General features: G+C 68.6%; 20 protein-coding genes. 6 read left to right on the plus strand and 14 right to left on the minus strand.

What is annotated here, in order from left to right; translation table 11 throughout:
• Positions 1-7 precede the first annotated feature (7 nt).
• Positions 8-991: an oxygenase MpaB family protein gene (locus ACFVIV_RS19365; RefSeq protein ID WP_379198096.1), complete on the minus strand. Its 984-nt coding sequence runs from the start codon at positions 989-991 to the stop codon at positions 8-10.
• Positions 992-1103: 112 nt separating this feature from the next.
• Here ACFVIV_RS19365 and ACFVIV_RS19370 point away from each other — a divergent pair, with 112 nt between their 5' ends.
• Together ACFVIV_RS19370 and ACFVIV_RS19375 are read left to right on the plus strand one after the other, a co-directional pair.
• Entirely contained in the window at positions 1104-1742 is a 639-nt protein-coding gene (locus ACFVIV_RS19370; protein WP_379198098.1) for a TetR/AcrR family transcriptional regulator, read from the plus strand.
• Between the two features lie 83 nt (positions 1743-1825).
• Positions 1826-2755, plus strand: coding sequence for a hypothetical protein (locus ACFVIV_RS19375; protein WP_379198100.1), 930 nt, complete (start codon positions 1826-1828; stop codon positions 2753-2755).
• Between the two features lie 69 nt (positions 2756-2824).
• Here the strand turns inward: ACFVIV_RS19375 and ACFVIV_RS19380 are convergent, their stop codons facing one another.
• The 8 genes from ACFVIV_RS19380 to aztB all read right to left on the minus strand — a co-directional run bounded on the left by ACFVIV_RS19380 (position 2825) and on the right by aztB (position 12321).
• Positions 2825-3841: an ABC transporter substrate-binding protein gene (locus tag ACFVIV_RS19380; RefSeq protein ID WP_379198102.1), complete on the minus strand. Its 1017-nt coding sequence runs from the start codon at positions 3839-3841 to the stop codon at positions 2825-2827.
• Positions 3842-3947: 106 nt separating this feature from the next.
• Positions 3948-4760 carry an ABC transporter ATP-binding protein gene (locus ACFVIV_RS19385; RefSeq protein WP_379198240.1) on the minus strand — a complete coding sequence of 271 codons (813 nt, stop codon included), beginning with the start codon at positions 4758-4760 and terminating at the stop codon, positions 3948-3950.
• Complete coding sequence (locus ACFVIV_RS19390) at positions 4754-5839, minus strand: FecCD family ABC transporter permease (protein WP_379198104.1); 1086 nt, start codon at positions 5837-5839, stop codon at positions 4754-4756. The genes ACFVIV_RS19385 and ACFVIV_RS19390 overlap by 7 nt, the downstream gene beginning before the upstream one ends.
• Entirely contained in the window at positions 5836-6819 is a 984-nt protein-coding gene (locus ACFVIV_RS19395) for a FecCD family ABC transporter permease (RefSeq protein WP_379198106.1), read from the minus strand. Before ACFVIV_RS19395 ends, ACFVIV_RS19390 begins: the two co-directional genes overlap by 4 nt.
• 103 nt (positions 6820-6922) lie before the next feature.
• Entirely contained in the window at positions 6923-7585 is a 663-nt protein-coding gene (locus ACFVIV_RS19400; protein ID WP_379198108.1) for a hypothetical protein, read from the minus strand.
• 610 nt (positions 7586-8195) lie between these two features.
• Complete coding sequence (gene aztD / locus ACFVIV_RS19405) at positions 8196-9365, minus strand: zinc metallochaperone AztD (protein ID WP_379198110.1); 1170 nt, start codon at positions 9363-9365, stop codon at positions 8196-8198.
• 35 nt (positions 9366-9400) lie between these two features.
• Positions 9401-10324 carry a zinc ABC transporter substrate-binding protein AztC gene (aztC, locus tag ACFVIV_RS19410; RefSeq protein WP_379198112.1) on the minus strand — a complete coding sequence of 308 codons (924 nt, stop codon included), beginning with the start codon at positions 10322-10324 and terminating at the stop codon, positions 9401-9403.
• Positions 10321-12321 carry a zinc ABC transporter permease AztB gene (gene aztB, locus ACFVIV_RS19415; protein WP_379198114.1) on the minus strand — a complete coding sequence of 667 codons (2001 nt, stop codon included), beginning with the start codon at positions 12319-12321 and terminating at the stop codon, positions 10321-10323. Before aztB ends, aztC begins: the two co-directional genes overlap by 4 nt.
• Before the next feature lie 51 nt (positions 12322-12372).
• On the opposite strand from aztB, the gene aztA reads away from it, so the two are divergent.
• Positions 12373-13068: a zinc ABC transporter ATP-binding protein AztA gene (aztA, locus tag ACFVIV_RS19420; RefSeq protein ID WP_379198116.1), complete on the plus strand. Its 696-nt coding sequence runs from the start codon at positions 12373-12375 to the stop codon at positions 13066-13068.
• A gap of 61 nt (positions 13069-13129) precedes the next feature.
• Here aztA and ACFVIV_RS19425 read toward each other — a convergent pair whose 3' ends face one another.
• The 3 genes from ACFVIV_RS19425 to ACFVIV_RS19435 form a co-directional block, all read right to left on the minus strand.
• On the minus strand, positions 13130-13879 hold the full coding sequence (locus tag ACFVIV_RS19425; RefSeq protein WP_379198118.1) for an MBL fold metallo-hydrolase: 750 nt from the start codon (positions 13877-13879) through the stop codon (positions 13130-13132).
• Between the two features lie 96 nt (positions 13880-13975).
• Positions 13976-14515, minus strand: coding sequence for a hypothetical protein (locus tag ACFVIV_RS19430; RefSeq protein ID WP_379198120.1), 540 nt, complete (start codon positions 14513-14515; stop codon positions 13976-13978).
• Between the two features lie 120 nt (positions 14516-14635).
• Positions 14636-15223, minus strand: coding sequence for a PadR family transcriptional regulator (locus ACFVIV_RS19435; RefSeq protein ID WP_379198122.1), 588 nt, complete (start codon positions 15221-15223; stop codon positions 14636-14638).
• Between the two features lie 124 nt (positions 15224-15347).
• Between ACFVIV_RS19435 and ACFVIV_RS19440 the strand changes: the two genes are divergently transcribed.
• Genes ACFVIV_RS19440 through ACFVIV_RS19450 form a run of 3 tightly spaced genes read left to right on the plus strand, consistent with a single transcriptional unit; the run spans position 15348 to position 18397 of the window.
• A complete protein-coding gene (locus ACFVIV_RS19440) occupies positions 15348-15764 on the plus strand; it encodes a nuclear transport factor 2 family protein (protein WP_379198124.1) in 417 nt (138 codons plus the stop codon).
• Positions 15761-17248, plus strand: coding sequence for a phytoene desaturase family protein (locus ACFVIV_RS19445; protein ID WP_379198126.1), 1488 nt, complete (start codon positions 15761-15763; stop codon positions 17246-17248). Before ACFVIV_RS19440 ends, ACFVIV_RS19445 begins: the two co-directional genes overlap by 4 nt.
• Before the next feature lie 12 nt (positions 17249-17260).
• Positions 17261-18397, plus strand: coding sequence for a 2Fe-2S iron-sulfur cluster-binding protein (locus ACFVIV_RS19450; protein ID WP_379198128.1), 1137 nt, complete (start codon positions 17261-17263; stop codon positions 18395-18397).
• Positions 18398-18454: 57 nt separating this feature from the next.
• Here the strand turns inward: ACFVIV_RS19450 and ACFVIV_RS19455 are convergent, their stop codons facing one another.
• Together ACFVIV_RS19455 and ACFVIV_RS19460 are read right to left on the minus strand one after the other, a co-directional pair.
• Positions 18455-19486, minus strand: a complete 1032-nt coding sequence (locus ACFVIV_RS19455) for an esterase/lipase family protein (protein ID WP_379198130.1) — start codon at positions 19484-19486, stop codon at positions 18455-18457.
• Between the two features lie 257 nt (positions 19487-19743).
• A complete protein-coding gene (locus ACFVIV_RS19460) occupies positions 19744-20679 on the minus strand; it encodes a glycoside hydrolase (RefSeq protein WP_379198132.1) in 936 nt (311 codons plus the stop codon).
• Positions 20680-20683: the final 4 nt, after the last annotated feature.

Genomic DNA, 20683 nt, shown 5'->3' on the forward strand with positions numbered 1-20683 from the left:
GCGCGGATTACGCGACGCGCTCTTGCAGTTCCCGGGCGTGGGCGGCCAGGCGCATGGCATCCGGGCCGCCGAAATACCGGTTCATGGCATCGGCGAAGGGACGGAAGGCGAAGGCCAGCATGGCCGGTCGCGTCAACCACAGCGACAGCATCAATAGCGGGTCGGCGATAGCCGGAACGCCGAGATTGCGGCGGGCGGGCCGGGGCACGACGGCCACCAGCTGCGGAAAGATCAAGGCGGTCAACAGGATAGGGGCGAGTTCGCGCAGCTGGGAGGGCGAGAAGCCGCGCAGCATGGCCACGGTCGGCGCGACCACCAGATCCGGCCCGAAGCTGTCGATCACTCCGAAACGGTGGGCGATGCCCGCGTAGTACTCCGCCACCTCGGCGCAGGTCGTGGGGATCTGCTCCGGCCGCGCACCCATGAGAATGCCGAACTGCTTTGCCTCCAGCCAGAATTGGTCGCGTTCGGCGGGCGGAAGGCGATGCGGCGGGCGCAGGCCCTCGAAGGCGAGGTTCTCGTACACCAGCAGCGCGGCCTGCAGGATCGTCACATGCGCGAACAGGACGAGTTCCTCGCTCTGCGCGGAATACGGCTCACCGGTGCCGGGAATGGTGCCGGTCATGGATCGGTGATAGCGCCGCAGATGCGCGGCCACGCGATCGGCGGTCGCCTTGTCGCCCAAGATGATCGGCACCGGTACGCCGACCGTGCGCTGCGCGCGGCGCACCGCCATGATCGGGCTCATCCGCCGCTGGGCGCGCCCCTGGACCGCCAGCGGATCGTGGTCGACGAGCACCGCCTGCAACGGGATGTGCGGCAGCTCGAGCAGCGCGGTGACCTGCCCGATGAAGGTGGCGGCCACCGGATGCAACAGCACCCGCCACACCTGTGATCCCGGACCGAAGTATCCGTAGTCGTGATTGTCATCGAGTCCCGCGGGCGTGGGCGCGGGGCCGCGCCGCCAGATGCGGACATCCTGCTTCGCCACCGAAGATCACCTCGTCGTGTTCCATATCGGCTGTCCAGCAAGCGTATTGACCAGTCGTGAGACTTCACAAGTCATGTGACTTGTTCGTATCCGGACCGGTATCGTGGGCGGCGTGCCGGTCTCAACGGGAAAAGCCAAACGCAGCCGGGCCGACCAGCGGGAGGACACGCGCATCGCCATCCTCGACGCCACCGTGGCCAGCCTCGTCGAACACGGCCACGCGGCCACCTCGACCCGCGGCGTCGCCGAACTCGCCGGACTGAGTCAAGGTGCGGTACAGCACTATTACCCCACTCGCGCCGCCCTGCTGGACGCCGCCATCCGGCGGCTGGCCGATCAGACCGCCCGCGCAGTGGTCGAAACCCATTCCGGGATAACAGGATCCGAACGAGAGCAGGTCGTCGAGCTGGTCGACTCGCTGTGGGCGCTGGCGCAGGCCGCCCCCATCAGCGTGGGATTCGAATTCCTCACCGCCGCCCGCACCGATCCCGATATGGCCAGCACCGTCGCCGATCTCGTCGCCCACATCGAAACCACCGTGTTCTCGGTGGCGCGCCAGGTGCTCGGCGAGCTGGCCGACCGGCCGGGTGCCCGAGATTGGATGCGCATCACGCTCATCACCGTCGCCGGCGTCCTGCTGACCACCTCGGTCCCCGCAGCCTCCCGGCTCGTCCCGGAGTGGACCACCGTGCGCAACCACATCATGGCCAGCTTCGATATCTGGCGCGGCGGGCTGCCGCAGGACCGCTGACCGGGACACGCCCAGGTAGGAAGAATCGGGCATGTCCGAGAAACCCCTGAACACGCGTTCGAATGGGTCGCTACGGTCTACGCGTGCCGTCCATCCGCCATGAGATTCCGTTGCAACTACTGCGCAACCGCGCCGAAGTCGCACCCCGGATCGCTCGCTCGGTACTCGGATTACCGGTCCCTGATCTGCCATGCTGGCGGCCGGGGCCGGAAACGGTCACCCTACTGTCGCCGGGTGAGTTGCACCTGGATGTCGTGTTGATCGGAACGGCTGCCGACAAACCGGAGTTCGCGATCATCCATGAGGTCCAGAATTCGTGCGGCACATCAGAACTCGAACGCATTGCGATGAGCTGGCCCGCCTACGTCACCCATGTGCGCCAACGGTTGGGGTGCCCGGTGATATTGCTGGCGTTCTGTCCCGATGAATCAACCGCCCGCAGAGTCGCGGCTCCCATTGAAACCGGCCACCCCGACTTTGTTTTCCGGCCCCGGGCCTACTGGCCGGGCATGTTGCCCGCGGTAACCACCGTCGCCGAGGCCGATCATTGGCCAGAGCTGGCCCTGCTCGCCGCGCCGGGACACCTTGGCGACGCCGAGCGCCATACCGTGTTGACCATGGTCCTCGAGGCAATGCGACACCTCGAGCCGGATTGGCGCGTCCACTATCATGATTACATCAGCAAATGCGTACCCGCCCGGTACCGGAAGGAGTGGGAGGAACTCGTGGCCATCGCGATCGAGAACTACCACTGGGAGAGCGACTTCGCGCACGAACACCAGGCCATCGGCCGGGCGAAAGGCCGGGCGGAAGGTCGGGCGGAAGCATTGGCGGGATCCGTCTTGCGAGTTCTGGATCGCCGCGGACTCGCTGTCGACGGCACTGTCCGCGCACGTGTCACCGCCTGCGCAGATCTCGAACAGTTGACGCGCTGGTTGGACCTGGCCTTGGTGGTGGATTCCGCCGAGCAAATCTTCGATCCCGGCGTGCCCGAACGGGACGAATCGAGCTAGCGAGCAGGTCGACGGCCCGGGACAAGGCCGTCGACGCCTGCTGCTGTCGGCTCGGTCGCGGACTGATCGCTAGGACTTCGGCAGGTCCACGCCGGTCGCCTTGGCCACGTCGGCCAGCATCTGGCCGGCGGCCTGCACGCCGATGCCCGACATCCAGGTCTCGTCCGGAACCTCGACCACGCCATTGCCCTTCACCGCGCGCAGGTCCTTCCAGACGGGGCTGGTGGTGACGGCGTTCTTCTCGGTCTTGCCCGGATCGTCGATGGTGGCGACGAAGATGATGTCGGCGTCGGCCTGATCGATCTGCTCGGCGCTGACCTCGGTCATGATCTTCTTGGGGTCATTGGAGATCTGCGAGGCCGGGCGCGGCAGGCCGATATCGGCGAGCACCACGCCGCTGAAGGAGTTGCTCTGGTACAGGCGGGTCGGGCCGGCCAGGAAGCGGATGACCGAGACGGTGGGCAGGGCGCCGTTGTTCTTGGTCTTGATGGCCTCGCCCAGCGCGTGGGCGCGGGCCTCGTAGGCGCTCAGCGCGTCGGCGGCCTGCTGGTCCAGCCCGAGCGCCTTACCGTGCACGGCGAGGTTGGCTTTCCAAGGGCCGCCGGTGGTTTCGGTGAAGACGGTGGGCGCGATGCCGGAGAGCTTGTCGTAGATCTTCTCGTGGCGGACCTTCGAGGACAGGATGAGATCCGGCTTCAGCGAGGCGATGCGCTCCAGATTCGGCTCCAGCAGCGGGCCCACATCGGTGACGTCGGCGAGCTTGTCGGCCAGGTAGTCCGGGAAACCGCCCTTGGTCTTGGTGTGCGGGATCACCGCGCCGACCGGCTTGATGCCCAGCAGGGTGGTCGAATCCAGTTCGGCGGTATCGAGAACGACCACGCGCTGCGGCACCTTGGGGATGGTCACCTGGCCCATCACGGTGTCGAGGGTGCGCGGGAAGCTCGCGGAATCGGCCGCCGACACCGGCGAATCACCGGTGCTGGAGCCGTTTCCGCAGGCCGCGATGCCGGACATGCCGATGGCGGCCGCGCAGATCGCGGCGGTGACGCGGGCGAATCCGCGCATGCGGAATCGGCGTGTGGACATGATGATCCTCTCGGTCATCCCGGCGTGCTTTTGGCCGGGATCTCTGACAACGGGGGTGGATTCCGGCCAAGAGCACGCCGGAATGACGGGAACTCCGACGGCGCGCTCAGCCGGAGAACACGGCTTTGCGGCGGTTGCTGCGCGGAACGACAAGGGGCGTACCGGTTTCCGGATCAGGGATCACCCGGCAGTCGACGCCGAAGACGGTGCGCACGAGCTCGGCGTCGAGCACGTCGGCGGGCGGTCCGGCGGCCGCGAGCCGGCCGTCGTGCAGGACGACGAGATGGTCGGCGTAGCGCGCCGCCTGCCCGAGATCGTGCAGCACCATGATGACGGTGCGGCCCGCCTCGGCATGCAGCTCCGAGACCAGATCGAGCACATCGAGCTGGTGGCGCAGATCGAGGAAGGTGGTGGGCTCGTCGAGCAGCAGCAGATCGGTGTCCTGCGCCAGAGCCAGTGCGATCCAGGCGCGTTGGCGCTGACCGCCGGAGAGCTGATCGACCTGCTGATCGCGCAGGCCGTCGGTCCCGGTGCGGCGCATGGCCTCCTCGACGGCCGCCTGATCCGCTTCCGACCAGGGCCGCAGCATGCGCTGATGCGGATAGCGGCCCAGCCGGACCAGCGCCTCCACGGTGATCGCCTCGGGCGTAATGGGTTGCTGCGGCAGCAATCCCAGCCGCAGCGCCAGGGCGCGCGCCGACATCCGGTGCAGGTCCGCGCCATCCAGGGTCACGGTGCCGCCGGAGGGACGCAGCAGGCGCGAGAGCGCCCGCAGCAGCGTCGATTTGCCGCAGGCATTGGGTCCGACGATGGCGGTGACCGCGCCGCCCGGCAGTTCCAGGTCCAGCCCGTCGATGATCGCCCGGTCGCCGTAGTGCAGCGCCAGATCCTTTGTGGCCAGCACGTTGTCGCTCACGATGTCCTCCGATGGGCCGGGCCGCTCTCGCGCAGCATGAGATACAGCAGCCACGGTGCGCCGACCGTGGCGGTGACGACGCCCACCGGCACCCCGCCGGGCAGCACGTGCTGCGCCAGTTGATCGCAGCCCACCAGCAGGGTCGCGCCCACGAGTCCGGTGACGGCCATGGTGGCGGCGGTGGGCGGGCCGACCAGCAGGCGCACCAGCTGCGGGACGGCCAGGGCCACGAAGGCGATCGGGCCGGTGAGGGCCGCCGCGAGCGAGGCCAGCACCACGGCCGTCACCAGCAGCCACACTCGGGCCCGGGACGCGGAAATGCCGAGCACGCCCGCCGATTCGTCGCCGAGGTCGAGGGCCGCGAGGGTGCGGTACTGGAGGAACAGCAGCGCGATCACCAGCACGCAGGCAATGGCGGCGCCCGCCACCTCGGTCCAGGTGCGCCCGTAGAGCGAGCCCGTGGTCCACTGTTTGGCCGCACTCGCCAGCTCCGCCGGGAAGCGCACGATGAAAAGGTTCACCGCGGCCTGCAATCCGGCCTGCACGGCGAGCCCCACCACGATCAGGCGGGTGATCGGCAGCCCGGCCCGGCCGAGCACGCCGAGCAGCAGCGCGGCGAACAGGCCGCCGCCGACCGCCCCGAAGGGCACCAGGGTCTGCCCGGCGCCGAGGGCCAGCACCGCGACCGCGCCCACCGAGGAGCCGCCGGTGACACCGATGACATCCGGTGAGGCCAGCGGATTGCGCAGCAGTCGTTGCAGCACCGAACCGGCGATGGCCAGTGCGGCGCCGGCGACCACGCCGGCCGCCAGCCGGGGCATCCGGAACTCCTGGACGACGAAAACGTCACCGGCGTCGCCGAATCCGAAGGCGGCGCGCAGTGCGACACCGACCGGCATGTTCATTTCGCCGGAGGTCAGCGCGATCGCGGTGAGGGTCAGCAGGGCGACCACCGAGGCGGTGCCGAGCGCCATCGTGCGCCGTCGCCGCCGGGCGGTCATGGTCGGCGCGCCGGTGCGCCGCTTCGCGCTGCCGCGGAACACTTTTCGTGATCCCCGCTCGACGGTTGCGAGATCGCTCATCGTGCCCTCCCCCGCTTGGCGAGCACGACCAGCAGCGGCGCGCCGAGGAAGGCGGTGAGAATGCCGACCTCCACCTCCGACGGCCGTGCGATGATCCGGCCGAGGATATCGGCCGAGAGCAGCAGCAGCGGTCCCGCGATCAGGCAGCCGGGAATGAGCAGACGGTGATCGTTGCCCACCACCAGGCGCACCAGATGCGGTGCGGCCAGGCCGATGAATGCGATCGGCCCGGCGATGGCGACCGCCGAACCGGCGAGCAGCACCACCGCCACCATGCCGGCGAATCGGATCCGCGCCACCGGCACGCCGAGCGCCTGGGCCGATTCATCGCCCAGCGCCAGCGCGTTCAGCGCGGGACCCAGCACCAGTCCCACGACCGCGCCGATGATCAGCGTGGGCAGCATCGGCACCAGCACATCGAAGTTCCGCTCCGAGATGGAACCGGCCAGCCAGAAGCGCGCCTCGTCCAGGGTGCGCTCGCTGAACAGCATGACCGCCGAGGTCCACGACACCAGCACCAGTTGCAGCACCGTACCGCCGAGCACCAGGCGCACCGGATCGAGATCGCCGGAGCGCCGGCCGAGCGCGAGGGTGAACACCGCGGCGGCGGCCGCGCCCGCGAAGGCGAACCCGATGTACTGCACCGGATGCGACAGCCCCAGCGCGAAAATCGCGACGACGACGGCGAATCCGGCCCCGGCATTGATGCCCAGGGTGACCGGCGCCGCCAGCGGATTGCGGGTGATGCCCTGCACCACCGCGCCCGCGAGCCCGAGCGCCGCACCGACGGCAATGCCGACCACCGTGCGCGGCAGCCGCATCCCCGTGATCACCAGCGCATCGCGGCTGTGATCATCGCCGAACAGCGCCGCGAGCACCGTCGACACCGGCACCGACCGCGTCCCGAGGGCCAGGCTCAGCACGACGACGACCAGCAGCGCGAGCAATCCGATGCCGAGCAACGGTATTCGTCTACGCACGCCACGAGTACGTGTCGCGTCAACCAAAGTCACGAGCCGACAGCTTAGGTTAGGCGGACCTAAGTCTGTCAAGCCGCTCGTTCACCCGCGCTCGCCGTGTGGGCTATTTCATCGCCCCCACATACGGCCGCAGTCCGAGGGCGATATCCACACAGGCCGCGAGCAGCACATCCCGCTCGGTCTTGTCCAGCGCGTGCCCGATCACCAACCGCGTCCCGAGAATCGGGACGCGCAGCGGCGGCCCCGTCCGATCCCACCAGAGAAAGGTGCCCCCCGCCCCATTGGCGAGCCGCCCCGCCGACCACCCCGCCACCGTGCGCACCACATCCAGCCGCCCGGCCTCCTCCCCCATCCGATCCAGCACCAGCAGGTGGAACAGATCCGCCGTATCCCGATGCTCCGGATCCGGCACGAAGTGGAAAAGCGTTCCCGCCGTGGCCCCCACGGCCGTCGAAGTCTCGGCCCGCACGATCTTCCCGATCGCCGCCCCATCCCCCCGCGACACCACGGTCGGCATATCCCGATGCGAGTCCACCCACACCACCGACCCATCCGTATAGGTCAGCAGATGCCGGCCCACCCCCACGTTCTGCAACCCGAACAGGATCGCCGCCCGCGCCCCCACACCGTTCCCGGCCCCCTGCACCCCCACCGCCAGCGGCTCATCCGGCCCCACGGAAAACGTGATGTGCAGGGCCCTGGAAGCACCCAATCCAGGCGCCACCCGCCCCTCGATCATCATCGAGTCGTCCCGGCGGTCAGACATGCGTCAGATGGTAGGCCCGAACCCTTTCCCACAAGCCGACTTTCGCCATGCCACACCTCCCCTCCGGCATGCCGCCCCGGCCACGCCGCACCAACGGACCCCACGCCCAAAGCTCCCGCCCCGCAACCCGCCACGCCGTCATGCGCCACGCGCCGCCGATCTGGGCAACTGATCACCGGGCTCTGGTGGCGGCATCGTGCGAGTAGCCCCCGCCACCAGTTCCCGGTCGATGCCGTTTCACACCGAACCCACCCCGCTCCACACCGAACCCAGCCCGCTTCACACCGAACGCACACGTGCACGAATACCCTGCCCGGCCACCCCTGTGCACGCGCATGGTGCCAGCCATCCCGTCGTCATCCCGGCATGCTTTTGGCCGGGATCCACCCTGGCAGGCTGTGGATTCCGGCCAAAAGCGCGCCGGAATGACGAGGGTATTGCTCACGACATCACCGGCTCACTCCAGTCACAGTGCAGCCGGCCCGGTGATTGCGATTGCACCCGGCCCGGTGATTGCGATTGCACGCGGCCCGGTGGTTGCGACCGAGCCCGTCCATGGCGAAGGGCTCGTGGTCCGGGGTGGGCCGCGAGCCCTTGCCGATCAGGGGCGTCAGTGTGCGATGACGCCGCTGATCTCGTTCACCGCGCCGGGCAGGGCGACGGTGGCCGTGATGGTTCCGGAGGTCAGGTCGACCTTGTGGACCTTGTTGGTGGCCGGTTCGGTGACGTAGGCGTTGTTGTCGCGGACGAACAGGGCCGGGCGGGGGGACTGCCACTTCAGCGGCTCTTCCCAGACGCCGATGACCGGGATGGTGCGGGTGACGGTACCGGCGACGGGGTCGATGACGTGGATCTTGCCGTCGGTGCCGAGGACCAGGGCTTCGCCGGCGGGGCCGCGGCCGAGGGAGCGGAAGGTGTAGCTGGCTCCGCCGAGGTCGACCAGGCGCAGGGCGCCGGTGCGGGTATCGATCAGGGAGACCTGCTGGGGGCGCTCCAGTTCGGCGTCCTTGTCCTGTTTGTAGTCGCCGAGGACGATCGGGGAGATCTCGGTGCCGGACTGGTTGCCGATGCGGCCGTAGGCGGTGGGACTGGTGACCTTGGTGATCTTGCCGTCGCGGTAGATCAGGGCGCCGGTCTGGCAGCCGACGACGATGGCCTCGTCGGCGGCGATGGTTTCACCGTGCACGCCGGGGCAGTCCTCGTTGCGGGCGATCTCCTTGCGGTCCTTGTCCAGAACCGCGATGCCGGTGCGCTTCTCCTCGGTGCCGAGGGTCACGACCAGGTTCCCGTTGGCGAGCTGTACGGCGACGCCGTGGTGGGGTGCGGCCGACTTGTAGGTGTCGGTCTGCGGCTTGCCGTCCTCGAGCTCGGCCGGATCGAAAATGGTGACCTCGCCGCTGCCGTCGGCGAACAGCACGGTCTTGCCCGCGTGGCGCACCACGTGCCCGGGCTTGGCGGCCGGGAATTCGATATCGGTGAATTCGCCGTGCACCGCGTCGAGCACCTTGAAGCCCTCGCCGTGGGTGACCATGACGTGGTGGTCGTCGCCGGCGGGGTTGAGGCGGTTGAAGCCGTCCAGCTTCACATCGGCCGCCTGGGCGAGGGTATTGCCGTCCAACAGGAAGACGCCGCCGTCATAGGTGACCGCGAGCGGATTCGCGATGTCCTGGTGGCCGGACTCGTGACCGGACTTGGAATCGTCTGCGCCACAACCGGTCACGGCCAGCAGGACGGTGGCGAGGCCGGCCGCCGCCTTGGTGGCGTGCGAACGTAGTTGCATGTGCTGCTCCATCTCTCGTGCCCTCACGGCACTCTTCAGGGATTGGGCGCGGTGAGACCGCGCACGATGGCGTCGGTATTGGCGCGCATCATGTCGAGGTAGGTGCCGGCCCCGCCGCCGGGCTCGGTGAGCGATTCCGTGTGCAGGGCGATGACTTTCACGTGCAGGCCGACCTGTTCGGCCAGCACGCGCGCGAGCTTGTCGGGCTGGGAGGAGTCGGCGAAGACCGCGTTCACCCCGGCCGCGCGAATGGTGTCGGCCAGCCCGGCCAGGTCGGTGGCGCTGGGCGAGGCCAGGGTGGTGCCGCTGGGGATGACCGCGCCGATCACGTCGAAATCGAATCGTTGTGCCAGGTAACCGAATACGTGATGGTTGGTGACCAGCTTGCGTTTCTCGGGCGCGATGGCGGCGAAGCGCTCGCTCATCCAGGTGGTGAGCCGGTCGAGCTCGCCCAGGTAGTGGTCGGCATTGGCGCGCACCGCGGCGGCGTCGATGCCGTCGATGCGGTCGACGACCTCGTCGCGGATCACCTCGACCGCGCGCCGCACCCGGACCGGGTCGGTCCAGAAATGCGGGTCGGCGGTGGCCGCATCCTCGATGGCCCGGTAGTTGATCGGATCGACGTGCTCACCGACCGCCAGGGTCGGCACGCCCGCATCCGCGGCGGCGGTCACCGCGCGCCCGACGCCCTCTTCGAGCCCGAGCCCGTTGTGCACCACCAGCCCGGCGCGTTCCAGCCCGGCGGCCTGCTGCGCGGTGAGCGCGAACTGATGCGGATCGGCATCGGGCGGCATGAGCACGGTCACCTCGGCGGCGGTGCCGACGATCGCCTTGGTGAGATCGCCGAGAATATTTGTGGTGACCATGATTTCGGTGCCGCGGCCGTCGCCGCCCGAGCACGCGGTCAGCGACAGGGTCAGGGTGAGCGCCGCCAGGACGGCTCTGATCGCGGTTCTCATCGGCCCGTCTCCACCAGGTAGCTCGGCGTGCCCTCGACCGGGAGTTTCCGGGCGGCACGCAGGTTGTCGCGGTAGTCGATCTCGTGCACGACCCGGGCTCGCGGGTCGTTGACGTAGGCGCGATCGGTGTCGATCTCGATCACCGGAGCGCTGCCGTCGGGAACAGGCCCCGGCAACAACGGCAGCTCGCCGGTCGGCGCTCCCGTCGCGGGGTTGTAGCCGTGCAGGACTCCGTCGCGGGTCAGCACCAGAAGCGCGGATCCCTCACCGGCCGTATTCGCCGACACCGCGGGCCCGGATTCCACCAAAGTCCATGTCCTGGCGCGAATATCGAGCACCCACACACCACGCGCACCCGCCGGAGCGACCAGGGTGGTGCTGCCGGGCCGGTGGGTGAAGGCGGCGGCGCGCTCGGTATCGGGCACCGGCTGCGAGTACGGAATCTTGGCCGCCGCGAAGCCTTCCTCGGTGTGCGAGACCACGAGCGCCCCATCGGCGCAACCGAATACGACACCGCGCCGCGTGACCGCCGACCCGCGCGGGACCGGGCAGGTTTCGCCCAGGGCGCGCACGGCCGCGTCGTCACGGTCACGAATCTCCGCCCGGCCCGAATCCGGCCGGACCACAACGAGTTTCTCGGCGTAGGGCACGGCGATACCGTCGACCACCCGCTTCTCCACAATCTGGCCCGCGTCCAGCGCGACCCGATCCAGCAGCACGGTCCGCGCGCCGAGCTGCACGGCGGTCAGCGCCACATCACCGTGCACCGCGGTCACTCCGGTGCGGTCGAGCGCGCCGATCTCCCGGGGCGTGGTGCGGTAGTAGTGCAGGTGATCGCCGTGGTCGACCACCCACGCACCGGCGTCCACGACATGCAGCCGCCCACCGGCGCTCACATACGCGTACCGGTTATCACGGGCAATGCCCTCCACGCCCGGCAGCGCGCCGAGGTCGGTGATCTGCTCGGTGATCAGGTCGAGGACCTGGATCCGCCCGGTTTCCTTGTCGGCCAGCACGACTCGCGGCTGTTCCTCCGCCGCCTCCTCCGCGCCGGGCACATACCCGTGCGGCACGTCGTCGGCCTTCTCCTCATCACCCGGGCCGCCGCATCCGGCGAGCGGTAGCACGATCGCCACGATGGCCAGCGCGACAACGGTATTCGCCCCTCCCCCACGCAGCCGCACTTGCTCGCGCAGCCAGGCCGCGAGCATCGAGACGAAGAACAGCCCGACCGCGATCACCGCGATACTCGCCCCGGCCGCGGTTCCGGCGTGCCAGGACACCAGCAGCCCCGCCACGGTCGCGAAGCACCCGAGCACCGCCGCCAGCGCCATGATCACCGGAATCCGGTTGGCCCACACCGCGGCCGCCGCGGGCGGCGCGATGAGCAACCCGAACACCAGCAGCGTCCCGACCAGATGAAACGACGCCACAATGGCGAGCGTCACCAGTCCCAGCAGCGCCGCGTGCGCCGGTTGCGGCCGCAATCCGAGCGTGTGCGCCTTGCGCGCGTCGAAGGCCAGCGCCACGAACGCCCGATGCCCCAGCACCGCGATCACCCCGGCCAGCACCACCGCGACCGCCAGATACACCAGGTCCCGCGTCCGGATGGCCAGCACGTCCCCGAACAGGAACCCGGTCACATCCACCGCGAACGACCCGGACCGCGACACGATCAGCACACCCAGCGACAGCATCCCCACGAACAGCAAGCCGATGGAGGTGTCCGGCGAGAACCGCGGATTCCGCCCCAGCGCCGACACGCCCCACGCCATGGCCGCCGCGCTGAAAGCCGCTCCCAGCAACAGATTTCCACCCAGCAGTGAGGCCACCGCCACTCCCGGCAGCATCCCGTGTGCCATGGCGTCCCCCAGAAATGCCATGCCCCGCACCACAACCCATGTCCCGGCGATGGCGCAGACGCACGAAACGAGCAGACCACCCCACAGCGCGCGCTGCACGAAACCGACCTCGAAGGGGGTGATGAGCCATTCCATGGGCCGGGACGATATATTGAAAATGAATTTCAATACAAGTGAGGTGATGAGGTGCACAACCGGACAAACCAGGCACTGCGAATCAGCCGGGTGTGCGCCGCCTACGCGGGCCGCATCGTGCTGCACGAGGTCACGGCCGAGATTCCGGCCGGACGCGTGACGGCCGTGGTGGGCCCGAACGGATCGGGCAAGACCACCCTGCTCAGCGTGCTCGCCGGAGTCATCACCCCCACGGCCGGGACGATCGAACATGCCGGAACCCGCCGACCAGCATTGGCCGTCCAACAGGCCGGCGTCCCGCCGACGCTGCCGATCACCGTCCGCGAGACCGTGGCCATGGGCCGCTGGGCCGAGCGCGGCCCGTGGCGGCGACTGACCCGGGCGGACAAGGCCATCGTGAACCACTGCCTGGAGCGCATGAACATCGCCGATCTCGCGCACCGCCCCCTGACCGCGCTATCGGGCGGTCAGCGTCAACGCGCCTTGCTCGCACAGGCTCTCGCCCAGGAGTCGGACCTGCTGCTGCTCGACGAACCGGCCACCGGACTCGACGCGGATTCCCAGCGCGAGATCGCGGCGGCCCTGCACGCGGCGGCCGACAGCGGCGTCACCGTCGTGCACGCCACCCACGATCGCGAGGCCGCACTGCGCGCCCACCACCGGCTGATCCTGCGCGACGGCCGGCTCACGGAATCCGACGAACCGACCGCGGATCAGCGGCTCCGGGAAGGCACGCGGGTGCCGTGAAACCCATTGCGGCAGTTCCGTCCGTTTCGATGCGCAAGCGCCGGACGCGGACCGCTGGCACCTACTCCATATCCCGGTCCTGCAGTAGCGAATTCGCGAGCACAGCTACCGGTTGCCGGGCGACCCGCCCGTGTCCGGGAACCAGGATCTCGGCATCGTAGGCGGCGAGCGAGCGGGCCGCGGTGCGCGCGCCCTCCTCGTCATGGTTGAACACCGTGGGCAGCACCTGCGGACCGTCGTGCTCGGCGATGGGGTGCCCCGTCACCAGGGTGTCGCCGCTGAAAAGCACCTTCTCCGAAGGCATCAGGTAGGAGGTGTGACCGATTGTGTGCCCCGGCGTCGGAATGGCGACGAAGCCGCCGGGCAGCTGCGCCAGCACCGATTCCTCGACGGCGGTGGCCGTCGGCACCTTGGTGGTGAGCCCGCCCTTGACCGCCCACGCGGTCTGCATCACCCATTTGGCCCCGCCCGGGACGAACAGCTGCTCGAGCATCTCGACCGGAGTGATCTGCTGCTGGAAATCGCGGTGCGCGTGCGGCACCTCGGCCGCCCCGGTGTAGACGGGCATGCCGACCTTCTCGACCAGCAGCGGAATCCCGCCCATGTGATCGAGATGCGCGTGAGTCAGCAGCACCGCCGCGATATCGGCGATGTCGTGCCCGATCTCTCGCACCGAGGCGAGCACATCGTGCGCGTCGGAGGGATAACCGGCGTCGACGACCGTCACTCCGGAATCGCCGGTCACCAAGGCCCAGTTCACATTCGTTCCGGCGACGGCGTACACCGACTCCGATACCTGCTCGATCCGCATTGCCACGCCCTAGAGTCGAATCCTGCCCGCTCCTACTCCGAACAGGATAGGTCCGCGACGCCGCGCCGAATAACCTTGCGATCAACCGCGTATCACTCAGGCCAGTGCGAAGGTGAGCAGCTGGGCCGGTCCGCCCGGCTCCCGCGACCACGAGTAGCCGAACCACACGCCCGGCGTGATCTCCCGAATCTCGTCGTACAGTTGCGGACTCGGCGACGGCCGGTAGTCCAGCACCCAGGCCGGGCCGCCGTCGAACAGCGCCGGACCCCGGTACACGTCCGCGGGCCAGCCCTCGATTCCGGCTCCGGTGATCCGGTTCATCAGATAGCCGCCGTCGGGGCCGGTGTAGAAGGTCTTGCCGATCCAGAGCGCCGGCGCCCACGCCTGCATGTCGACCGGCCGGATGACCCACCCGTTCTTCACGCCCATGGGCACCGCGCCGGGTGAGGCATCGCGGAAGAGGGCGTCCTGCTGCGCCGGATTGCACCGGAAGCGCAGGGAATCGATGGTCGCCGCCCGATTCCCGCTGTACAGCACGCAGCCGCCGCCGTAATCGGCGTCGGCGTGGGCGGCGGGCGCGGCCGGCGGGCCGAGAGCGAGTGCGGCCCCGAGTCCCGCGGCAGCGATCCACCGCATCGGGGCAGATAGACGAGCTTTTCGACTGATACGCATCTGGGGCCTCCAGGGACAACCCCGACCTACCCGCGATGCTAGTTCGCTATCAGTTGGCCGCCTCGAACCGCAACCAAACCGCAACTACTCAGCAAACTGGCCGTCCGGTACCGGCTGCGCCGCAGCACGCTTGTCGATGACCGACAGCGCGAATTCGGCCCAGCGGATGTTCTCCTGCTCGAAGGAGATACCGCGCAGCAGGGTCAGATACGGGCCGACCCGTTCGACCTCCGCCAGGTAGGCCGGCTCACTGCGGCCGTCCAGCAGGCGGCCCCGAAGCCGTTCGTAGCGCGCCAGTTTCGCTTGCGCCCACGCCAGCCGCTCAGCCACCGCGGCGCGCACGGCCGGGGCGTCCCCGGTGTCCATGCCCTGCACCTTCACCATGAGCTCGTCGCGAATCGTGGTGGGTTTGGCGGATTCGGCAATGAACTCGTGCAGCATCGCACGGCCCGCCGGGGTGATGGCGTGCAGGCGCTTGTTGGGGCGGCGCTCCTGCTGCACGACGCGGGTGTCGATGAGGCCGTCGGCGGCCATGCGATCGAGTTCGCGGTACAGCTGCTGCGGCGTGGCCAGCCAGAAGTTGGCCAGCGAGGCATCGAAGCCTTTCGCCAGGTCGTAGCCGGACGCCTCGCCTTCCAGCAGGGCGGCCAGCACCGCGTGTCGTAGCGCCATCGGGTCAGGCTACCACCCGAGGTGAGTATTCAATTTTTTGCTTATTCAACCCTGGACATCAACGGACTCTCGACGCTACGGTTCGAGTCACCTATTCAACTAATTGACTATGCGAGGTGGCGTTATGCACCCCTTCCGGGCAGCCGTGGAGGCACGGGACGCGGCGGCGATCGAGGAGTTGCTGGCCGACAATGTGGTGTTCACCAGTCCGGTGGCGTTCCAGCCGTATCCGGGCAAGGCCATTACCGCCGCCATCCTGCGCGGGGTGATGCGGGTGTTCGAGAACTTCCGCTACGTGCGCGAGATCGCCGACGCCAATGGCCGCGATCATGCCTTCGTGTTCGAGGCCGAGGTCGCCGGCAAGCAGCTGACCGGCTGCGATTTCCTGCACTTCGACGCCGACGGCAGGATCGACGACTTCATGGTCATGGTGCGGCCGCTGTCCGCGGCGACCGCGCTGGCCGAGGCCATGGGCGCGCAGTTCGAGCAGATCAAGGCCGAGGCCATCGCGCAGGCGCAGCGCGAGGCGGCCGGGGCATGAGCGATTTCGACGCCATTGTCATCGGCGCCGGCAATGCCGGGCTGACCGCGGCCGCGACCCTGCAGCGCGCCGGTGCCCGAACCCTGTTGCTGGAGCGGCACAATATTCCCGGCGGGTGCGGAACCTCGTTCCGCCGAGGGCGTTTCGAGTTCGAGGTGGCGCTGCACCAGCTGTCCGGCGTGGGCGTGGACGGCCAGCCGATGTCATTGCGCGAGGGGCTGTTCGAGCAGCTCGGGATCGCGGACAAGCTGGAGTTCGTGCGGGAGCACGACCTGTACCGGGCGGTGATTCCCGGACAGCTGGATCTGACGCTGCCGGCGGATTGGGACGGCGCGATCGCGGCCGTCGAGGCCGAGTTCCCGGGCAATCGCGACCGGGTGGCGAAATTCTTCGACCTGCTGAAGCAGGTGACGTTCTGGCAGATCGCCGCCATGCGCGGCATGCCGGTCGAGCAGCTCGACCCGATGCTGTTCCGGTACGGGCTGCGGCCGGTCAAGGACGTGCTGGACGAGTTCTTCGACGACGATCGGATCAAGGTCGCGCTCGGGATGTACTGGAGCTACCTCGGGCAGCCGCCGTCGAAGCTGCCGTTCCAGGATCTGGCATTGACGCTGTTCGCCTACTTCGAGTTCAAGCCGTGGCACGTGCACGGCGGATCGCAGGCCATGTCGGCCGCGATCCTGGACTCGTTCCTGCGGGCGGGTGGGCAGGTCCGGTTCAACACCGCCGTCGAAGCCATCCTGGCCGCCGGCGGGCGGGTACTGGGCGTGCGGCTCGAGGACGGCACCGAGGTGACCGCGCCCGATGTGGTGTCCAATGCCGCGCTGCCGGTCACCTACGGGATGGTGGAGGGCGTCGACGTACCCGCGCAGGTGCGGAACGACTTGTCCAGCAGGCGAATCGGCGTCTCCGCGTTCGCGCTGCACCTGGGGCTGGACGCGACGCCGGCGGAGCTGGGATTCACCAGCAGCACGACATTCGTCAATATGGACACCGACGACGACCGCACCCACGCGGCCTGGCGGACCTTCGAGCCCGCGCGCGGAATCTGTGTCAGCTCCTACGATGTCGCGCCGATCGGCTTCGCGCCGGCCGGGGCCACCCATGTGAGCCTGCTGACCCTGCAGTACGCCGATGTCTGGCGGGACGTGCCGCCCGGCGAGTACGCGCGCACCAAGTTCGCCTATGCCGAGACCCTGCTCGATCTGTGCGAGACCGTCACCCCGGGCATTCGCGATGCCATCGAAGAGGTCGATGTCGCAACGCCTTTGACCATGATGCGCTACCTCGGCCATCCCGGCGGCACCATCTACGGCTACGACCAGGACGCCACCGAGGGCTGGCTGTTCCGCGACAGCGAACGCCGGACCCATGTTCCCGGACTGCATCTGGCCGGTTCCTGGGCCGGAATGGGCGGCTTCCAGCCCACCCTCGAAGCGGGGGCCAGAGTCGCCCGCCGTCTGCTACGCACCAAGGCCGCTTGAACGGAGAACACCGTGAACCACCCGCTCGCAACGCGATTCGACGGCGCGGCCGAGATCATCGCCGAGATCGGCGCGCGTACGCCCGATGCCCGCGATCATCTCGCCGAGACCCGGGCCACCATCGACGCCTATCACCCCAAGCGGCTGCGGCTGACCGTGGCCGCGATCATCGACGAGACCCTCAGCACCAAGACCTTCCGGATGGAGGGTCCGGACCGGGAGTCCTTGCCGCCGTTCCTGGCCGGTCAGTACGTCAATGTCTTCATCGACGGCACCAGCCGCCCGTTCGCCATCTCCTCCAGCCCGACGCGCCTGGACCATTACGACCTCACCGTCCGGCGGGTCCCCGGTGGGCGGATCAGCAATCTGCTCATCGACGAGCTGGTGCCGGGCCGGGTGCTGACCACGACGGGGCCGATGGGGACCTTCCACCACAATCCGCTCTTCCACGGCGACGACCTGGTGTTCCTGGCCGGGGGTTCGGGTGTCGCGCCCGCCATGAGCATGATTCGCGAGATCGTCGATCTCGGGCTGGATCGCAGCTTCCACCTGATCTACGGGTCGCGCGACGCCGCCGATGTCATCTTCCGGAGCGAGCTCGAGACGCTGGCCGCGCGGCATCCGGGTATCCGCGTCGATCATGTGATCGCCGCGCCCGAGCCCGGCTGGACCGGGCACTCCGGGTTCCTCACCGCCGAGATCATCGAATCCCTTGCGGGCCAATTGAACAATCGCATGGTGTACGTCTGCGGCCCGCAGGCCCTCTACCCCTACGCGCTGGCACAGCTGACCGCACTGGGCCAGCCGCGCAAGCGGATTCGATTCGAGGCCAATGGCGCGCCCAGCGACCCCGCGGCCCAGGAACACTGGCCCGCAGAAGTCGATCCGGCCGCCGAGGTGACGGTCACCGTCGGAGCCGCGTCCTTTCGCACGCCACGCCACCGGCCACTCCTGGATGCCCTGGAGGACAACGGTATTCGCCCCGAGGCCGCCTGCCGCTCCGGCGAATGCAGCCTGTGCCGCGTCCGCGTCGTCAAAGGCGAGGTCCACACCGCCGAGGAGGCCAGACTACGCCTGTCCGACGACCGGTTCGGCTACACCCACTCGTGCGTGGCCTACCCGCTCACCGACGTGCGGCTCGACCTCTAGGCGCCGATCGACATCCGCCCGTCGCCGCAGGGCGACGGGCGGATTCGGGTGCCGGGCTCAGAGCAGCCAGGGATTGGCGGAGCAGGTCAGGGTGGGGTGGGCCACCGGGTCGAGGGCGTTCAGCGCGATGGACAGTCCCCGCGGGGAGTAGACCATCGAATTGTGGTCGGAGGTGTCCTGGCCGCAACCGTCCTGCAGCAGAACGTCGTTCACGGTCGCGCCGGGCCCGGCGTCCAGATAGGTGCGGCTGTAGGGGCTGGAGACCTCGTCGTACTGGTCGGCCACGATGGTGTAGTCGATGCCGGGCATGGTGTCGCCGTCCGCATTGAGCCTGGTGAGCAGCGGTGATCCAATGAGCTGCTCGACGCCCGCCTGGCCGATGAGGTCCGCGGTCGGGTTGGTCAGATCCACGCCCAGGGCGCCGCCGAGCGGGCCGAGCAGGCTGCCCAGGCCACTGAGGGTGGTGCCGTGATTCGTTGCGCCATAGGTGATCACGTGATTCACCTTGTTGCGCGACGGGTCGCCGGCATCCGCGCCGCCGTGGAATTTCAGGTACTCGCGGATCACCACGCCGCCCTGCGAGTGGCCGATGGTGTCGACCTGGCTCGCGCCGGTGGCGGCCAGCACCCGGTCGACGAAGGCGGCCAGCTGGCCCGCGGACTCGTCGATATCGCCGGTGGCGCCGATGGTGGGCTGCACCAGTCCGGCCCCCGGTACATTGGCGCGACCGTAGTTGAAGGTGAACACGCAGTACCCGGCCTTGGCCAGCTCCGGCGACATGTACGAGTACGCGCCGAAGGCGCTGGCCCAGGTGCCGTGCACGAGCACGACCGGGCGGGGATGGGCCGCATCGGGCTTGCAGTCCCAGTTATTGGATCCCTGCGGCGCCGCATCGGGATTGGCGAGCCCGTAGACGAAGGCCGCCGCCTCGTCGGTCAGCTCGGGCCCGTAGCCGACGGTGTCGGAGGAATGCGTGTCCGCCGCCGGGCCGGGATCGGCGACGGCGACCCCGGTGGTCAAGGCCGCGGCAATGAACGCGGCTGCCGTGACCACTGCCGCGCGGCGCGGCGAACGCAGAATTCTGTTCATTTCGAGCTGCTCCCTGGAGCGAGAGTGCTGTGGGCACACAGTGAATGGGATCGGCTGCCGCACCACCTCGTGCGATCAGCTGAGGCAAACGCTAGAACTCATTTGCCGAAAATTCGCCGTGTGCACTGTCACGCAGTGCGGGGAGCTCCCGTCCGCCGCACGGGAACGGCCGGTCGGCGCGTGGAAAAACTGAGTCGGCTCAGATTTCGGTCACGGTTTGTTCACCTGCGATTTCCTTCGTTCGACCATGCCGAATCTCAGCCGTTGTGCGCTGGACCCGCACCCCGCGATTCGGCCAGCACCGTGAAATGCCGGACGGTGCCGGACAGGCCCGGCAGCTCCGCGGGCGGCGTCCAGGTCCGGAAATCGTCGTGGCTGTCGCTGTAGAAATACTTGCCGTCGTCATAGGCGTCGAAGAAAACGCGCCAGCCCCCGTCGGGCAATCGAATGACGGACTGCCCTTCGCGCGGCGTCCCCCATCCGGCCCAATCATCGGTCTGCACAAAGGAATACCGCCCGGCGAGCTGCTCGGCGACCGCGAGCTCCAGATATTTGGTGCTCTCGTTCTTGGTGAAGGCGTAATACTTCCCCAGGTGATGCACCACGGTGGTGTCGATATAGCCGTAACTCACCTCGTCCTTCGCGGCCAGCCCCGCCATCGGCGTGAGCGGCGTCCACGACCGCAGCTCGGCATCGGTGGCCGTCATCAGATGCGGAGTGAACCGATACCCGTCCGACAGCGAGACCACCACATTGATCTCCCCATTGGGATCGGCGAACCATTCCGGAGCCCAGGTCGAGGTCACCCCGGGCACCTTCACCTGATAGTCGTACAGGTGCGTCCAGTTGATCCGGTCGTCGCTGCGCGCGAACCCGATCGTCTGCCCTTCCCACCCGGTCGTATAGGTGAGGTAGAAACGCCCGTCCCGGTGCCGGATCAGACTCGGATCCCGCAGCAATCCCCCCGGCGGCGTGTACGCCGGGCCCCGCACCGGCAGGAATGTGGTCGCATCCGTGGATTCGTAGACATACAAATCGGTTTCACTGGCATTGGTGAATGCCGTCATGGTGTACCGCACGCTCGGCTCCACCGCAGGAGCGGCCGTCGGCGCCCCCGCCGCCCGCCCGGACACGAGAAAGGGCAATGGCAGCCCCGCCGCCAGAGCCAGCACGGATCTTCGGCTCAGTTCCACCGTC

This window comes from Nocardia sp. NPDC127526, assembly GCF_042672265.1.
Classification (GTDB): Bacteria; Actinomycetota; Actinomycetes; order Mycobacteriales; family Mycobacteriaceae; genus Nocardia.